This window comes from Kitasatospora sp. NPDC094028 (assembly GCF_049543595.1).
GTDB lineage: Bacteria > Actinomycetota > Actinomycetes > Streptomycetales > Streptomycetaceae > Kitasatospora.
Genome location: NZ_JBMVFA010000032.1, coordinates 87,045 through 104,020, shown reverse-complemented (window position 1 = coordinate 104,020; position 16,976 = coordinate 87,045). Strand labels below are relative to the sequence as shown.

At 68.4% G+C, this 16,976-nt stretch carries 8 protein-coding genes and 1 pseudogene; 4 read left to right on the top strand and 5 right to left on the bottom strand.

Annotation, left to right across the window (positions count from 1 at the left end; all coding sequences use genetic code 11):
- Window positions 1–132, top strand: a 132-nt coding sequence (locus ACPC54_RS33420) for a non-reducing end alpha-L-arabinofuranosidase family hydrolase (RefSeq protein WP_498969713.1), incomplete at its 5' end; no start/stop codon positions are given.
- 165 nt (window positions 133–297) lie between these two features.
- Here the strand turns inward: ACPC54_RS33420 and ACPC54_RS33415 are convergent.
- Both ACPC54_RS33415 and ACPC54_RS33410 read right to left on the bottom strand, forming a co-directional pair.
- The gene (locus ACPC54_RS33415; RefSeq protein ID WP_498970195.1) at window positions 298–1,416 is read right to left on the bottom strand and encodes a fatty acid desaturase family protein; all 1,119 of its coding nucleotides are present in this window, start codon (window positions 1,414–1,416) and stop codon (window positions 298–300) included.
- 7 nt (window positions 1,417–1,423) lie between these two features.
- Entirely contained in the window at window positions 1,424–2,485 is a 1,062-nt protein-coding gene (locus tag ACPC54_RS33410) for a ferredoxin reductase (protein ID WP_498970194.1), read from the bottom strand.
- An 87-nt stretch (window positions 2,486–2,572) separates the two neighbouring features.
- Between ACPC54_RS33410 and ACPC54_RS33405 the strand changes: the two genes are divergently transcribed.
- On the top strand, window positions 2,573–3,712 hold the full coding sequence (locus tag ACPC54_RS33405; protein WP_498970193.1) for a PucR family transcriptional regulator: 1,140 nt from the start codon (window positions 2,573–2,575) through the stop codon (window positions 3,710–3,712).
- 520 nt (window positions 3,713–4,232) lie between these two features.
- Here the strand turns inward: ACPC54_RS33405 and ACPC54_RS33400 are convergent.
- The 3 genes and pseudogenes from ACPC54_RS33400 to ACPC54_RS33390 form a co-directional block, all read right to left on the bottom strand.
- Window positions 4,233–4,328, bottom strand: a pseudogene (locus tag ACPC54_RS33400) (gfo/Idh/MocA family oxidoreductase); the annotation flags it as partial.
- A 368-nt stretch (window positions 4,329–4,696) separates the two neighbouring features.
- Entirely contained in the window at window positions 4,697–5,212 is a 516-nt protein-coding gene (locus ACPC54_RS33395; protein WP_498970192.1) for a DUF4265 domain-containing protein, read from the bottom strand.
- A 2-nt stretch (window positions 5,213–5,214) separates the two neighbouring features.
- Window positions 5,215–12,165, bottom strand: coding sequence for an RHS repeat-associated core domain-containing protein (locus tag ACPC54_RS33390; protein ID WP_498970191.1), 6,951 nt, complete (start codon window positions 12,163–12,165; stop codon window positions 5,215–5,217).
- Between the two features lie 718 nt (window positions 12,166–12,883).
- Here ACPC54_RS33390 and ACPC54_RS33385 point away from each other — a divergent pair.
- On the top strand, window positions 12,884–16,435 hold the full coding sequence (locus tag ACPC54_RS33385) for a ricin-type beta-trefoil lectin domain protein (protein ID WP_498970190.1): 3,552 nt from the start codon (window positions 12,884–12,886) through the stop codon (window positions 16,433–16,435).
- Window positions 16,436–16,763: 328 nt separating this feature from the next.
- Entirely contained in the window at window positions 16,764–16,952 is a 189-nt protein-coding gene (locus tag ACPC54_RS33380) for a hypothetical protein (protein ID WP_498970201.1), read from the top strand.
- Window positions 16,953–16,976: the final 24 nt, after the last annotated feature.

Here is a 16,976-nt window from a genome sequence, read left to right as displayed (position 1 = left end):
GACAACCCCGACCAGACCATGACCGTCGACCCCTGCAACCTGCGACTCCTCTACCAGGGCAAGTCCCCCACCGCGACCGGCCCCTACGACCAGCTCCCCTGGCGCCCGGGCCTGCTCACCCTCCAGCGCTGACCCGGCCGGCTACGACGGGAAGGGGAACCCGGCCGATCACCGGCGGGGTTTCCCCTTCCGTACCACGGGCCGACGGGAGCGGTACCGTGCAGCACTGGTGGTGGAGTGCGGCGCAGGGGCTGCAGCACGACTCCTGGGGCAGCTGAGTCACCCGAGCCCCGGGGCTCAGGCCGCGACGGGCTCCTTCTTGCCGCCCGGCGTCGTGGCCGCGGGCTTCTTGTTCGGCAGCGAGAGCCGGAAGACCTTGCGCCACGCGGAGAACACCTGCCTGGGCAGCGGCCCGGTGACGTACTCCAGCTCGTACTTCTCGAACAGCGCGCGCACCTTCACCGCGACCTCGGCGTACCGGTTGCTCGGCAGGTCCGGGAACAGGTGGTGCTCGATCTGGTGCGACAGGTTGCCGGTCATGAAGTGCATGGCCCTGCTGCCGCTGATGTTCGCCGAGCCCATCATCTGGCGCAGGTACCACTGGCCGCGAGTCTCGCCCTCGACCGACCGGCGCTCGAAGACCTGTACGCCCTCGGGGAAGTGTCCGCACATGATGACCGAGTGGGTCCAGAGGTTGCGGACCAGGTTCGCGGTGAACGTGGCGGCGAGCGTGGTGAGGAACGACGGGCCCGACAGCAGCGGGTGGATCACGTAGTCCTTGAGCACCTGCTTGCGGATCTTGCGGCCCACGGCCCTGGCCCGCGCACGGAACTCCGGGTCCTTGCGGCGGCGTTTGCTCAGGTTCTTGCCGAGCTCCAGGTCGTACGCGGCGATGCCGTACTCGAAGAAGCAGGCGTTGATGAAGTTCCACAGCGGCTGGCCGAGGTGGAACGGGTGCCACTTCTGGTCCTCGTCGACGCGCATGATGCCATAGCCGAGGTCGTTGTCCTTGCCGATCACGTTGGTGTACGTGTGGTGCAGCTCGTTGTGCGAGTGCTTCCACTGATCGGACGGCGAGACGTGATCCCACTCCCAGGTGGTGGAGTGGATCTTCGGGTCCCGCATCCAGTCCCACTGGCCGTGCAGGACGTTGTGGCCGATCTCCATGTTGTCCATGATCTTCGCCACGGACAGGCCGGCGGTGCCGAGCAGCCACGCGGGCGGGAAGATCGAGAACAGCAGCACGCCCCTGCTGGCCAGCTCGAGCTTGCGCTGCGCCGAGATGACCTTGCGGATGTAGGCGGCGTCCTTCTCGCCGCGGCCGGCGATCACCTCGTCGCGGATCGCGTCCAGCTCGCGGCCGAGTTCCTCGATCTGCTCCGCGGTCAGATGGGCGGTGGGGTCGATGGCGGTCAAGGTGCTTCTACCGTTCGATGTCGCAGGGGCCCGCTGCGGCGGACACACAGGTCTGGATGAGGACGCCCGGCTCGGCCTCGGTGATCTCGCCGGTGCGCAGGTCGCGGACGGCGCCCGCCGTGAGCGGCGTGACGCAGCCGAAGCAGATGCCCATGCGGCACCCGGACGGCATGAGCACGCCGGCCTCCTCGCCGACGTCCAGCAGCGGCGTGGCGCCGTCCGCGTCGACGGTCTTGCCGGTGGTACTGAACGTGACCTCGCCGCCGCCGTCGCCGCCGCCGACGACGATGCGGGGGCGGAAGCGTTCGGTGTGCAGGCGCTCCGGGACGCCGTGCTCGGCCCAGTGCTCCGCTGCGGCGTCGAGCAGGCCCGCGGGCCCGCACGCCCAGGTCTCGCGCTCGGCCCAGTCGGGCACGAGGCCGTCGAGACGGGCGATGTCGAGCCTGCCGTCGGTGTCGGTGTGCACCTCGACGAGCCGCAGCTTCTGGTCTGCGACCAGGTCGTGCAGGTCATTGCGGAAGATCACGTCACGCGGCTGCGGCGCACAGTGGACCATGACGACGTCATCGAGCCCGGTGTCGCGCAGCATGCCCATCACGGGCGTGATGCCGCTGCCGGCCGTCAGGTACAGCACCTTGGCGGGCCTGGCACGCGGCAGCACGAAGTCACCGGTCGCCTGGTCGAGCTGGACCAGCGTGCCCGGTGTCGCCCTGCGGACCAGATGGTTGCTGACCTTGCCGTCCGGGATCGCCTTCACGGTGATCGTGATGCGGCCGTCCCGGCGGTTCGTCGGTGAGGTGATGGAGTAGGCACGCCACAGGCGCACTCCGTCGACGTCGACTCCGATCCGCACGTACTGACCGGCCGTGTGGCCGCGCCAGCCCCGTCCCGGCCTGATCACGACGGTCGCGGCGTCACCCGTCTCGGGGTGCACGGCCTCGATGCGCCCACGCAGGTCAGCGCCCGCACGCAGCGGGCTGACCAGGTCAAGGTAGTCCGACGGCAGCAGCGGCGTCGTGACCATCTCCAGCAGTTTCCAAGCCCTGCTGCGGAGGGCTGCACTCGTCATGACTCCAGCTTGTGCGCCTCAGGGCGTAAAGTCCTGACCGTAGGATGTAAATCTTGCCGGCTGAATTGTTCACAGGGAACAAAAAACGTGAGCCATGCAATCCGGAGGGCCAGCGAGCTGGTCCTGGACGACGAGACGGTCACCGCGCTTCGGGCCGCGCTGCCGGCCACCGCCGACGAGGTCGTCCAGGCGATCATCGACGAGGTCCCTCCCTATGCGAACGCCCTTTCGGGCCGCATGGGCGGCACCATCCGCCGAGCCGTCCATACCGCCCTGGGGCACTACCTGGACCTCGCGAGCGGGAACGCCACGGGTGGCGACGGCGGTGACGCAGCCTACGAACTGGGCCGCGGCGAGGTGCGCGACGGCCGTTCGATGGACGCCCTGCTCAGCGCCTACCGCGTCGGCGCCCGCGTGGCCTGGCGATGCCTGGCAGCGGGTGCCGTACCCGCAGGTCTGCCCGCCGCCGAGGTCGCCAAGTTCGCCGAGCTGACCTTCGCCTACATCGACGAGCTCTCCGCCGCGAGCGCCGCAGGCCATGCCGACGAACTGGCCGCCCGGGGCAGGGCTCGCGAGCGCCACCTGGAACACCTGGCCCGCGACCTCCTCGCCGGCGCGAGTCCGGACGTGTTGCTGGCCTCTGCTCAGCGGGCCGGGTGGCAGCCCCCGGTTTCGCTGACCGCGGCCCTGCTGCCCGCCGCCCAGGCCCGGCCTGTCTACCGGGCGCTCGACCCGGGCACTCTCGTCCTCGACGATCTGCCGGACGCCACCGGTGTGCTGCTCGTCCCCGACGCCGACCGATCACACCTCTTGCGGCAGCTGACCGACCGCGACGCCGTGGTCGGCCCGGCCCGGCCATGGACTCGTGCGTCCGCCTCGTACGCACGGGCCGTACGCGCACGCTCCCTCTCCGCCGATATTCGCGACACCGAGGACCACCTGCCCGAGCTGGTACTGAGTGCCGACGCGGACGCGTTCGCAGACCTGCGTGCCCGAGCCCTCGCACCGTTGCGGACCTTGCCGGTCACGACCGCACGGCGGCTGGAGGAGACGTTGCGGGCGTGGCTGCTGCACCAGGGCAGGCGGGACGAGGTGGCGGCGGAGTTGTTCGTCCATCCCCAGACAGTCCGGTACCGGATGTCGCAGCTGCGGGAGCTGTTTCCGGATCTCGCATCGCCACACCGGGTCCTTGAACTGACCCTGGCGGTGGGTCTTCGGCACAGCTGACGAGTTCTTCGACCCTCTACGGCCGCGTCCTCGCGTGCTCCAGGAACCATGCCCCGCCCTCGATGTGATCAGTAGTGATGGCGCCCGGCAACGTGCCAGGCCGAGACCAGAGGTACGCCATCACTACCCGCTACGGCCTCGACCCCGACCGGCCAGATCACCCCCGCAGACGGCTACGGACGACCCCTGCACCCCGAAAGCGTCCTCGACCGCTTCCACCTGCTCTGCGACAAGGCCGGCGTCCCCCACATCGCCCTACACGACCTGCGCCACCTCACCGCCAGCTTCACCACCCGCGCCCGCACCGGCAACTGGCCGCACACCAGCAGACCCGAACAGAAGAACCCACAGCGGCCTGGCCGATGTGGCCCGGAGACCACCATTGCGACCACCAGCTGACCGGGCAACAGAAAGACTCGACACTCGGTTTCCCAAGTACCGTCTCTCACAACCGACTTCACAATCGGGACGACAGGATTTGAACCTTCGGCCCCCTTTGACACCCAGCTCTCCACGCGCTGGTGTCGACCACGTGGATGAAGTCGTCGAAGACCAGCGAGCGGGCCGCCTCCGGCAGACCCTCGCGGTTCTTCTGCAGCACGATCAGGTCCCGGGGACGCCTGGTCGGCCAGGCCGACCAGGCGGTGGGCGCCGTCCAGGGCGTAGTCGAGGGGTGGGCTTTACCCCGAGATGTGGACACTACTGAGAAGCGGACCTTCGGGTCCGTGGAGAGGATGTCCTCATGGGTACTGCAAGGCACTCGGGGGAGTTCAAGCGGGACGCGGTGGCGCTAGTGGAGTCCAGCCGCCACCGACCCCGACGACAGCCACGACCCGCCGATTTGTGCAGCACCCGTCCGCTGACGTTGCCGTCAACTACTGCCGTCAGACCGCCCAACAAACCCCAGAAGCCCCACCGGAGCTATCTCCGGCGGGGCTTCTGGGTTCAAAATTTCTGACTCAGCGCCGCAGAAATCATACGAGTCTAAGGAAACTTTGGCAGTTGCTGCTGGTGGATCGAGGAGATCGCACTCTCCTGAATCTCGATTGCCCCGGCCCTCACTTGAGCCCTAAGCCATTCTCTAAGCTCGCCGTACTCGACTGTTGCCGGGATATCGACGGCCAAGAGATTCCCAAAGGAATGCGCCGATTCCCAGCTACAACCAGCGCCGCAAAGCTTGGACTCGATGACTTCCCTTTCGGCACCCCGGAGAAGAATAATCCGGACTGTCGAATGCCCCGACTCCGCCGTGAAACTCTCAAAAACGAGCTCGCGACGCTCATTGTCCGGGCGCACTTGAATGAGGTCGCCAAACGAGATTCCACGCACAAAGAACGGCGCATTCACTACGCGGATCTCAAGCTTGACCTCCGTCTTCTCCCCCCAGAGCCGCTCGACCGAGACCGGCGGCCAGTTCGGGCGCTCCTCTTCGAGGTCAAATGCCACCTTGAAGAGCTTGGCGCCGCTCGCAGAGGTCGGTCGCCTATTCGACTCGCTCACGCCTAATCCTCCAGGAACTCTCTGAGTTCGTCGTCCCACTCTTCAACCGTTTTAGCTGACTTGTCCCTATTGCATCGCCTACAGGCCACGCATCCATTATGGGCGGCTCCGCATCCGCCTTGCGCCTTTGGTATCTCATGGTCGATCTGTGCGTCATCCGGAAGACCCTTGATTGCCTTTCCATCTGGTCCTCGCGATGCCCTGCGCTCTACAGTCCTGCCGCAGTAATCACACTTGAGAACCCCGCCGTTCTTCGCCTCGTTAGCGTCGTAGACCTGCTGCCGACCACTGTCTGTGAAATCAAGGCCAGCCCGGTCATCGGCAGAGCCGCCACAATTATGGACGAGGACTGGCGAGATCCCCGCCAGCACATAGTACGTGTGGAGGTCTGCGACGGTCAGGTTGTGCATCCAGGCGTGGCCCGCCACTGGGCGCACAGCCGTTACCTCGGCGGGTTCGCTGGATGCGGTTTTGAGGGTGTGCCCCGGGGTGAGGTTCCCGGCCAGGGTCCACCGCTTGGTGGTGTCGTCCCAGAAGGGGTGGTTGGACGTTGTGTGAACTGTCTGTTCGGTGGCTCCTTGGGTCTTGACGGTCAGGTCGACGAGGTTGTCGTCGTCGTTGACGAAGGTGGCCAGGACCGCCTTTGCAGTACCGTCTCCGCCTGCGGGGCGCTGCGGGTCGTCTGACTTGACCTTGTCGCCGGTCTGGATTTCGCCGATGGGCTTGCTGGTGCCGTCCGCCATCAGGACCGGGGTGTCAGGGGTGAAGCTGCACGGCTTGAAGATACTCTTGAGCGCGTTCTTGATCCCGCCGGATTTCGTTACGAATTTCTTCGCAAGCTTGGCACCCTTGACAGCGGCCTTTATGCCGCCGACGCCGTCTCCGGCCGTCTCGGCGACGGTCTCGAGGATCTCTCCGAACCTGTAGGCCGGGTCACTGTGAGAAATGCCGAAGAAGTCGGCGGCCGGGTGTTCGCTTGGCTCTACGTGGTGGACCCCCGGGAAGATCGGGCCGATGCCCGTCTGGCGGCTGACCTGGTCGTTCGTGCTCGCGATGAGGTTGTGCGTCGCCGCGTAAGGGCTGATGCTGGCAAGCCAGCCGACAGCCTTATCGAACGCGCCGACGAATGCCTTCCCCATATCGCTCGCTACCTGTTTGGGCGTGGGCAGCGTGGGGAATATCCGGATCCCGTTGATGGACCACAGGCCGCTGGGGTCACTGCGGTTGATTGGGTCGTTGTCGCTGTAGGCGTAGCCGTTCCACTGCTGGGGGTCGGCGGGATCGAGGATCGGGTCGGGGTTGATGAAGCGGCCGTGGATGGGGTCGTACTGGCGGGCGCCGAGGTTGGTGAGTCCGGTGGTGTCGTCTCTGGTCCCGCCCACGTAGCCCTTGGTGCCGGCCCACTGGTTGGCGACGGGCTGGGTGCCGCGGGGGTTTCCGAAGGGGTCGGTGGCCCGGCGGGTGACGGTCATCGCCGGATCGGTGCCGATCTGGAGGCCGTTGGTGCCGTGCGGGTCTGCGGCCTGGATCAGGACGGTGCCGCCGCCGATGGCGGCGGTGACGCGGGTGTAGGTCAGGCCGCCGGGGGCGGCGAGGGAACGGACGTTGTTCATCGATCCGCTGGCCGTGTCGAGGGTGAGCTCGTCGGTGGGCAGCTTGAGCGTGGTCTTGCCGGGGTTGCGGCGGATGAGTTGGTTGCCGTCCGCGTCGTAGAGGTAGCGGGTGGCGCCGGCCTGATCGGTCTTGGTGAGGGTGTCGAGCTTGTCCTCGCCGTTCCAGGTCAGGGTGGTGGTACCGCCGGTGTCGGTGATGGCGGTGGTGTTGCCCTTGGCGTCGTACTGGTAGCTGACGGCCTTGGTGCCGGTCGGACCGGCCGTTGTGGACGTGAGGAGGGCGTGCGGACCTCCGGTGCCACCGCCGGTGTTCGGGGCGGTGGTCGGGGAATTGGTGGTCTTGGCACCTCCGAAGGTCTGGGTGACGGTGGTGTCGTTGAGGCTGTTGCCGGTGGTGTCGTGCTGGACAAGGCCGGTGCGGTTGCCCGTGGCGTCGTAGCTGTAGGTGTTCCAGTACGGGGCCGGGCCGCCGACAGTACGTCCGCCAGGGTTGACCGTCGCCGGGCCGGCGGTGTTGTTGCAGGTGCCGATACCGGGGACGGTGGTGGAGCTGCCGGTGCCGTGCTTGAGGCCGGAGGAGTCCGTCCAGTCCGCGGTCGTCCGGGTGCCGCCGGTGTCCGTCCAGGCGCCGGTGAGCCGGCTGAGGTAGTCGTAGGTGAAGCACTGGGTGTCGGTCGCCGACGCGTCCTGGACGTCCGTCACCGAAGTGATCTGGCCGGCCGGGGTGTAGGTGTAGCTGGTCTGGTCGGCCGAGACGGTGCCGCTCTGCCGGTCGACGAAGTTGTTGATGAGTCGTCCGGTCGCCCAGTCGAACTGCTGGGTCGCCACGACCTGCCTGCCGTATTCGCCGACTGTCGTGCGGACCGGGCGAGCAAGGGCGTCGTACTCGACCTTGGCGATGACAGCCTTCTTGAGGCTGGAGGCCCCGGTCAGCAGGCCTGTATCGGTGCGGCCGTAGCTGACGGTTTCCGCCGAAAGGCCACCGGCGGCCGGGATGTCGAGCTTCTTCAAGGAGCCGATGACCGGGCTGTACGTGTTGGTGTTGGTGTACGTGCCGGCCAACGCGCCTTCAGCACTCGGGATGGTGGTGGAGCTGCCGAGCGGGCGGTAGGCGGTGTCGTAGCCGGTGACGGCCTTGGTGTAGGCCGCGCCGCCGGCTCCGCCCACATATCGGCTGCTGGAGGTGAACTGCCCCTTGGCGAGCGTGTCGTACGTCCAGGACGCCAGCTGGTTGGCGGGCGCGACGCTGCCGCTGTACACGCCGGTCTTGCGGTTGAGCAAGTCGTACGTGTACGCGAGGGTGGTTCCCTTGGCATCGACGGTGTGGTCGAGGCGCCCCTGGGTGTCGTAGAACGTCTTGGTCGTACCGGTGTCCGGGTCGGACGCCGAGGTCTGGCGCCCGCGCAGGTCGTAGCCGTAGGACCACGTGTTGCCGCTGCTGTCCGTCCGGGACGCGCTCAGGCCAGCAGGGGTGTAGGCGTAGCCGGTGACGTCCGCGTCTGCCGGGTTTCCGGTCGGCGTGGGCGTCTTGTACTGCCACGCGGCAGTGGTGCGGCCGCGGGCATCGGTGACCATCGAGGTCGCTGTAGCACCGCTCGGCGGGGTGACGTCGATGCGGTCGGCGCCCGGGTAGGCCGTGGTGGTGGCCCACTGGAGGTTGCCGTTGGAGCGGAACTCCGTGCGCACCACGCGCCCGTTGCCGTCATAGGTGTTCCAGGTCTGGGCGGGCACTTGCCCGTCCGCCGCCGGGACGAAGATCGCCTCGGTCGGGAAGGAGGTCTGCTCGTAGTAGGGGGCGGAGGTCTTGATCACCCAGCCGTGGGTGTCGTACACGGTGTCGGTGATCAGGCGCCCGGTGGGCTTGGCGTCGCTGGTGCGCTGGGTCTGCCGGGGGCGGCCGAGGCCGTCGTAGATGTCGACGCTCGTGGAGAAACTGACGCCGTCGTCGTTGAGCGTCTCGGTCTTGGCGCTGGAAGGCCCGGTGGAGCCCTTGAAGGCGTAGGTGAATCTCCGGCTCGGATTGTCCGTCGTCGGGCGGTCCGGCGCCCAGAGCGCGGTGAGTCGCCCCATGGCGTCGTATTGGGCGGTGGTGACCCGGCCGTTGGCGTCTGTGCTGGTCAGGGCCGAGCCGCGGGCCGGGTCCTGGGTGACGGTCGTGGTCCAGTCCGCGCCCATCGGGCCGGTCGTCCGTACCTGGGAAGGCAGTTCGCCGGAGGCCGGAGTGAGGGCGACGGTCGTGACGGCGGGGGTGACCGAGGGAGCGCTCAGCTGGGCGCCGCCGCGGTCGTACGTCGAACCGTCTGCGGTCGCGGTGCTCAGCGAGCGCCCGTAGGCGTCGAAGGTCCCGCTGCCGGTGTGCGCGTACACCGGGTTACCGGACTGGTCGAAGCGGTCGAGGACTTGGGTGCTGGTCGGGTCACCTGTGGTGCCGGCCTGCCCGAAGGCTTTGCCGTCGTAGACAGTGCGGCCGCTGGACAGGGTGTTGGCGGCTGTGGCCTTGCCAGAACAGGACCCCTGGAAGGCTGTCTTCTCCGAAGCCAGGGTCAGTACCTGAGGGTTGTCGCTGGTCGCGTAGGCGGTGGTGGTGCAGATCTCGGGGGTGGCGGCGCTACCGTCGCCCTGGTCATCGACCTTGACCACCCGGTTGCCGTTGCCCGGCTCGGTGGTCGTCACCGTCGTGGTCGTGCGCCAACTGCCGTCTGCCAGCTTCGCCTTGGCGATCGCCGTGGTCTGCGAGTCCGGCTGCCAGGCGTAGATCTTCGGCGCACCCGCACTCTGTACGTGGGTCGCGGAGATCTGCTGGCCGCCGAAAGTGGAGCCGGAGATCCCGGTGACGTTGCCGCCGGCCATGTCGAAGGTCTCGGTGGCGATGATGCGGCCGGCCAACTGCGCGCTGTCGGTGACCGTTCCACCCAGCGGGCTCGCGACGTCGGGGACGGTGCGCAGAGTGGTGCCGTCGGCGAGGTAGTCGCCGGCCATGCCGCGCAGGTACGTGGCCCGTGTCTGAGTCTTGGGGGCTTCTCCCGGGTTGGCGTTGCCGGTGATGGCGGTGACGGTCTGGTAGCCGCGGAACTGGTCCCAGGTGCGGACCTTGGGGTCGGTGAACTCGGCGTCGTTGCGGTGCCAGGCCGCGCCGCCGCCGTAGCTGTACTCGGTGGTCTTCGCGACGGCGGGGGTGCTGACCAGGTCCTGCTCAACCACGGTCTTCACCAGCGGCTTGTCGAACCAGTCGCTGACCGGATCCTTGCCGGACTGCCCGGGCAGGTACCAGTGGACGGGTATGCAGGCCATCGAGTTGGTGTCCTCGGAGGCCGGCATGCGGTTGTTCACCCGGGAACACTCGGGATCCGTGTAGATGACGTCGATGCGGCCGCCCATCTCGGTGGTGATGCCCTGGATGCGCGGGCGCATGAACATCGGCGAGGCCGGGACGAGTCCGTCGACGCGGTTGGCCCGCATCTTGTACTGGAACTGCACTGGCGGCAGATTCGTCATCTCCGCCTGGCCGTTGCTCGGCACCCGCTGGATCGAATCGAGCTGCAGCAGGCGCTTCGTGCCGTCACCGGGGTCGGCCAGCTCCTGGTTGAGCTTCCAGGTGTCGACCGTGCGGTAGGCCGAGCTCACCAGGACCTGTGTGCTGATCGAGGTCAGGCGCTTGGTGGTGAAGAACGTCGGCGAGCCGACGGTGCAAGTGCTGTCGGCGCAGATCTGGTCGATCGGCGTGTCCGGCCACGCGTTGGCGTTGGCGGTGGTCCGCTTGCCTTCGGAGCAGTCGTTCGTGGCATCGGGCAGGCATCGCTCGGCGGTGGAGAAGACCACCTTGGCCGCCGGCTTGGCGCCGCCCTTGGCCGCCAGCTGGTCGGTCAGGCGCTGGCCGTAGCCGATCTCCTGGAGGTAGCCGCCGCGCTGGTAGTCGGTGAGAGTACCGGTACCACTGCCCTGGACGGTGCCCCGCTGGTACTTGTTGCCCTCGGCCGCGTACTTGTACGTGGTCAGGTTGCCGTGCGGATCCACGACGTAGTCGAGCTGCCAGCGCCACGCCATCTGGCACCACGAGCCGTTGCCCTTGCCCGCGTCGTAGCACGGGTCGCCGTTCTTGGGCGAGTACACCGGCACGGTGAACACGGAGTTAGCGGCCGGGTCCGTGCCGTCGCCGCCCGGCAGGTGGTTGAGGCCGAAGTAGTACTGGATGCCGTCCGGGGTGGTGATGCGCCAGTACTCGCGGTCGTTGTAGTCGATGTCACCCGCGCCCTTGGGCGATCCGGTCAGCTGCTCGACCTTCGTCCCGTCGTCGCCCTCCAGGTGCCAGGTGCCGGTGGCATCGTCGCGCACGATCGCACCGGAGCGGCCGGAAAGCGAGAGGCTGGCGTTCTGCCCGCCCCAGCACTCGTCGCCGGAGCCGGTGATCCCGTCCTTGTCGCAGGACTTGTAGGAACGCTCGATGAAGCCGGGCTCGTAGCCCCAGCCGTCACCGACCCACGACGGCTGCGCGTTCGACGCGGACGTCTTCCCGTCCACGTCCGCCGAGTTGTAGCCCAGCGCCACGGCGGGCGCCGCACCACCCAGCGACGGCGGCACCGAGATCGGGTAACCGTAGCTGAAGCCACCGGTGTTGGCCCCGGAGGTCCAGGACGACGACGAAGAGAGAGACGTCGCCCGATAGTCGCCCAGGGCACCGGACGGCGAGGGCGCCGCCGAGAGGACCACCGAGCCGCTGCCAGAGCCACCCTGGTCAGCCGCGGCCACCGCCCGACCGGACGGCGCCCCGGCGAAGGAAGCCTTCACCGCACCGTTCTGCCCCTGCTGAGGCGCCGTCCTGGGCGGCAGCACCACATCAGCGGTGACCGAGCCGCGCCCGTCGACCTTCGCCGAGACCGGAGTCTGGGTACGGCACTCGGGCTTCTCCGGCGTGGTCAGCGCGCAGGAGGGCAGGGCGACCAGGGCTGCCCGGTCCGACCACCCCGCCGCCTCCAGCGACTTCAGGTCCAAGGTGACAACTGCCCCTCGGCCGCCATCCGCCGCGGGCGCCTCGGCATCGGTCAGGGCGATGAGCGGCCCGCCGACCCCCGCGGCCTTGCCCTTCTCCTGCCCGGTCACCTCGACCGTGACCGTGTGCGCGCTTTCCTCCTTGCCGGTGCCGGGCGCGACCCGGACGGCCAGCGCGCCCGCCTTCGTCCCCGTCTGGCCGCTGGAGGCGGGCGACGCTCCGCCCGTCGCCCGGCTGGCAGCCGCGGCCTCGGCGCTGCCCGCTCCGACCGCGACCGTCTCGGCGCCGGTCACCAGAGGCGCCACCGCCTCCGGCTTCCAGTCCGGTGCCTTCGCGACGGGCTGCGGCGTCACCGGCCGCGCATCCTGTCCCTTGACCGGAACAGACGATCCCCCCAGAGGAGTGTGCGGCGGAGTCCACACCTTCTCCTCCGGTTCGGGGTACGTCCACGCCACAGCCGGCGGCACCGTCACCCCGGTCATCGCCATGGCGATCACCGCCGCCACCACGGGCGATCGCCATCGACCCCGTACCAGTAACCCAGCCCGTTTGCGGGCAGGCCCAACCCCCACCGTGAATCTCCTCACTTTTTGCAGTCGCGACATCACTCAGGCGCAGCACGCGCCATCATCGTTGTGACGATAGGTGAGGCCTCGGACACGCCGCAGCTGTTCGATTATCGCGGCCACGATGTTTATCAATTCTTGACCATTAGTCAGGAACTTTTCGGACATGTCCGTGCACTGTCGGCAATCGGTTTGACCAACTCGCCGGAAACAAAGCATCGTTCCCACCCGAACGTGACCCTCGTACAGTGGGTCGCCGATGGGGAGGGGACACCGAAGGATCATGTCCGTCATCCAATGGACAGCCAGGAACGCATCACCTACACGACCTGTTCGAATATGCGCCGCTCGAACGGCCGCGATCGGAACGAGCATCGCCCTGAGTCTGGGCCTGCTCGCCGCGCCGACCGCACTCGCCGCCGGCCCCACGTCCGCACCGTCCCACGGACCGATCGGCGGGGCGACTCCCATCGTTCCGTCCACTCCGGCGCCGCCCCGCGCCCCTGTGCAGCAGGCGATGCTGGACGCGGCGGCGAAGGCCAAGTCGACGGGCAAGCCGGTCGTCGTGGACGCGATGACCGATGTGGCGTCGAGGACCGTCGCGAACCCGGACGGCACGATGTCGACGACGGACAACGCCCTGCCCGTCCGGTTGAAGCGCGACGGCGGCTGGGCCGACCTCGACCAGACGCTGCGCCAGAACCCGGACGGGACGGTCAGTCCCGCCGTCGCGAGCACCGCGCTGGCACTCTCCGGCGGCGGCACCGGCCCGATGGCCACCGTCACCACGGCGGACGGCAAGAAGCTCGCCGTCAGCGCCCCCTTCGCCCTGCCAAGGCCGGCCCTCAGTGGCGCCACCGCCACCTACGCGGACGTGCTGCCCGGCGTCGACCTCCAGGTGACGGCGCTCCCGGTCGGCGGCTGGCGCGACGTGATCGTCGTACGAACCCCCGAAGCCGCCACCAACCCCGCCCTGAAGACGCTGCGCTTCCCCGTCACCGCCCAGGGCCTGAGCGTCGCCTCCGACGACAAGGGCGCCATCAGCGTCAAGGACGACAAGGGCGCACTGCGCTTCCGCTCCCCCTCCCCCCTGCAGTGGGACTCCTCGAAGCCCGCCCCGGCGACCGGGACAACGCCCAAGGCGGCGAAGCTGGTTGCCGCGCCGGCCGCTGAAGACGCCGCCGGCCAGAGCGGTATCCCGTCGACGGCCGAGGCGCCGGGCGACGGCGCGAACGTCGCCGCGATCGCCAGCCGAGCTACCAGCGACGCCATCGAGTTGACCCCGGACCCGAAGGCCCTAGGCTCGGGCACCGGCCCCTGGTACCTGGACCCCACCCTCACCGCCGTCACCAGCTACACCCAGAGCTCCGTCGAGGTCCAGGAGAACCACAAGGACGCCACGAACTGGAACACCAAGACCAACCTGGCCACCGGCTTCTGCGGCTACCACAGCTCCGACCCGAGCCAGGACTGCGGCCAGGAGGGCCGCCAGCGCGCCTACTTCCAGTTCAACGTCAACCCGGCCATCTACACCAAACCGGACGGCGCGCAGGTCCCGCCCACGCTCTACACCTCCACCCTCAACGCCCAGGTCTCCGGCGCCTCCAGCCCCGGTACCGCGACCAACCTCGGCGTCTACTGGGCCCCGACCGGCATCGACGGCAGCACCACCTGGAACCAGCAGCCGTGCGGCCTCGACGGCACCCAGGTCATGAACGGATGCGGCTACGTCGGCGGCCAGCAGATCACCGGCACCGGCCCGATCGCCGTCGACGTCAGCAGCGTCATGCAGCAGGCAGCGGCCGGCAAGTGGGCCACCTGGACCATCGCCATCGCCCCCAGTGACTCCGAGTGGAAGAAGGAGTACCGCCACTACCTCGCCAGCAACCCCAGCGTCACCACCACCTACGACATCACCCCCACCATCTGGTCCCCGCACACCGTCCCCGCCCCCGGCTTCGCCAGCAGCAACACCACGGCCGAGTGCAACACCAAGGGCGCCCACCCCTGGGACAACCCCGGCTGGGTCGGCAGCAACCAGAACATCTACCTCGCCGCGAGCAGCTACTCACCCAGCGGCCAGCCCCTCTACACCGGCTTCCAGATGTGGGACGACAACGACCCCAACTTCAACCTGGGCAGCAACGTCGGCGGCTGGGGCGGCAGTTACAACAACCCCTACACCCTGCCGGTCGGCTCGCTCACCGACGGCCACCAGTACGGCTGGCTCGCCCGATCCGCGGACGGTCTCCTGACCTCGCCGTCGAGCGACTGGTGCTACTTCCGCGTCGACAAGACCAACCCGCGCGTCAGCATCAGCTCCACCGACTTCCCGCCGTCCGGCACCCCCAACCCGAACCCGGCCAAGTACGCCGGCGACACCGGCACCTTCACCATCAACGCCGACGACCCCGTCCCCGGCGCGGGCCTGTACGCCTCCGGCGTCGCCTGCATCCGCGTCAGCACCAACCCCACCCCTGTCGTGGGCTGGAAGTGCGACCCGACCACCCTGAAGCCCGGCCAGCCCTACACCTACCAACCGCGCCAGTGGGGCACCAACACCATCTACGCCTGGGCCATGGACAACGCCGGCAACTACAGCCAGGCCGCGATCTACAACTTCTACGCCCCCTGGAAACCCGGCACCCAGCCCGTGTTCGGCGACGTGAACAACGACCAGAAGCCCGACATCGTCCTCACCGACAAAACCGGAGACCTGCGCATCATCGGCGGCACCACCGACCCGTCGACCTCCCTCGCCGCCCCCGCCGCAGCCGCTCCGGACGGTACCTCCTGGGCCGACTTCCAGATCAGCCACCACGGCACCTTGGCCATGGGCCAGGCCGTCGACGAACTCCTCGCCCACTACACCAAGGACACGACCTCGAAGCTGCGAGAAGCCCTCTACCTGATCCCGAACACAGGCACCGGCCGCTTCGACAACCTCAAACCCATCTCACTCACCCGCCCAACCACCTGCACCACCTACGGAACCGGAAAGCCCTGCCCCGACTACACCCCCAAGATCTGGAGCAACGTCTCCCAAGCACTCGCGTTCGGCACCCCCGAAGGCGAGGCCACCGCGAACGACCCGAAGGACCCGAACCACAAGATCATCACCAGCCAGACATCCATCCTCACCCTCGAGAACAACAGCCTCTACCTCCTCCAGCCCAACGGCACGTTCGACGACCTCGACAGCGCGACGCTGATCCCCACCGTCTCCGGCAGCTGGGCCGACCTGGAACTCCTCAACCCCGGCGCGGCCAACGGCCTCACCACCAGCACCGACAAGAACAACCCGGGCCAGACCAACCAGACCACCCTGTGGGCCCGCAACCGCACCACCGGCGACGTCTACGCCTACTCGCTCGGCTGGAACGCGGACGGCACCGTCGACTACACCACCCTCACCAAGCCCGACGCGGGCATCAAGCTCAACACCGGCGTGGCCCTGACCACCGCCAACTACCCGCGCATCGGCGCCGGCGACATCAACGCGGACGGCTACCCCGACCTCTGGACCGTCGACAACACCAACGCCATCACCATCTACCCCGGCCAGAGCAGCACCGCCACCAAGGGCAAGGTCGACGGCTTCGGCACCCCCAACGTGATCGGCTACGCCGACGCCAGCACCTCGATCCACCCGAACCTGGCCCCCTCGATGTGCATGGACGCCTGGGGCGGCCCCCGCGACGGCGCCCAACTCGCCATCGGCAGCTGCTGGAACACCCCCAACCAGCGCTACAACCTCGGCACGGACGGCACCATCCGGGCCGGCGCCTACTGCCTCTCCATCGCCGGCGGGGCCACCGCCAACGGCACCCTCGTCCAGCTCGCCAACTGCGCGGACAAGCCCACCCAGAAATGGACCGTCCGCCCGGACGGCCGCATCGTCAACAACGCCACCATCACCAACAACGACCCCAACACCGGCCGCTGCATCGAACTCCACGGCTGGGCAACCACGCCGGGCAGCAGCCTCGACATCTGGGACTGCCCCATCCCCCAGGACAACCTCCGCTGGACCCTCCAGCCCGAACGCACCCCGTAACGCACCGGAAGTAGCACCGCGAGGCCGAGGGCGCCGGCATCTCCGGCCCCTCGGCCTCCCGCACGACATCCACCAGCACCGCCGCCGGCACAGGCGTGAAGCCGAGCACAAGCACCAACACCGCCGCCACAACCTGCGGCTCGCGCGCTGACCCGCGCGCGGAAACGCCAAGAGCCCCGCTGGCGACAGGGGACGAATTCACCAGCTACTCCACACGTTCGCACCGACGCCGTCGCCCCCACCCTACGTACCGGACGCTCGGGTACCGCCGGGCCGATGGCTGGTGAGCTGCTCCAGGTACCGGGCCGTCATCAGGTGGGAGAAGCCCATGATGGTCTCCTGCGGGCTGACGCCGGTGGCGCCCGGCAGGACGCTCGCGTCGCACAGCCGCAGGTTCGTGAAGCCGGGCGGCGCCCTGGACGCTCACCTGCGTCGTGTAGACCGCGATCCGGTCCAGCTGGGCCAGCATCCGGTCGACCGTCCCGGCGGGGTGGGCGGCCAGTGCCGCGGCGAGTGACCCCGGGGTGAGGTTCGCGGGCAT

Coding starts and splice junctions, on each gene's coding strand:
- ACPC54_RS33410 (WP_498970194.1), bottom strand. CDS start 2,485: ATGACGAGTGCAGCCCTCCGCAGCAGGGCTTGGAAACTGCTGGAGATG.
- ACPC54_RS33380 (WP_498970201.1), top strand. CDS start 16,764: ATGATGGTCTCCTGCGGGCTGACGCCGGTGGCGCCCGGCAGGACGCTC.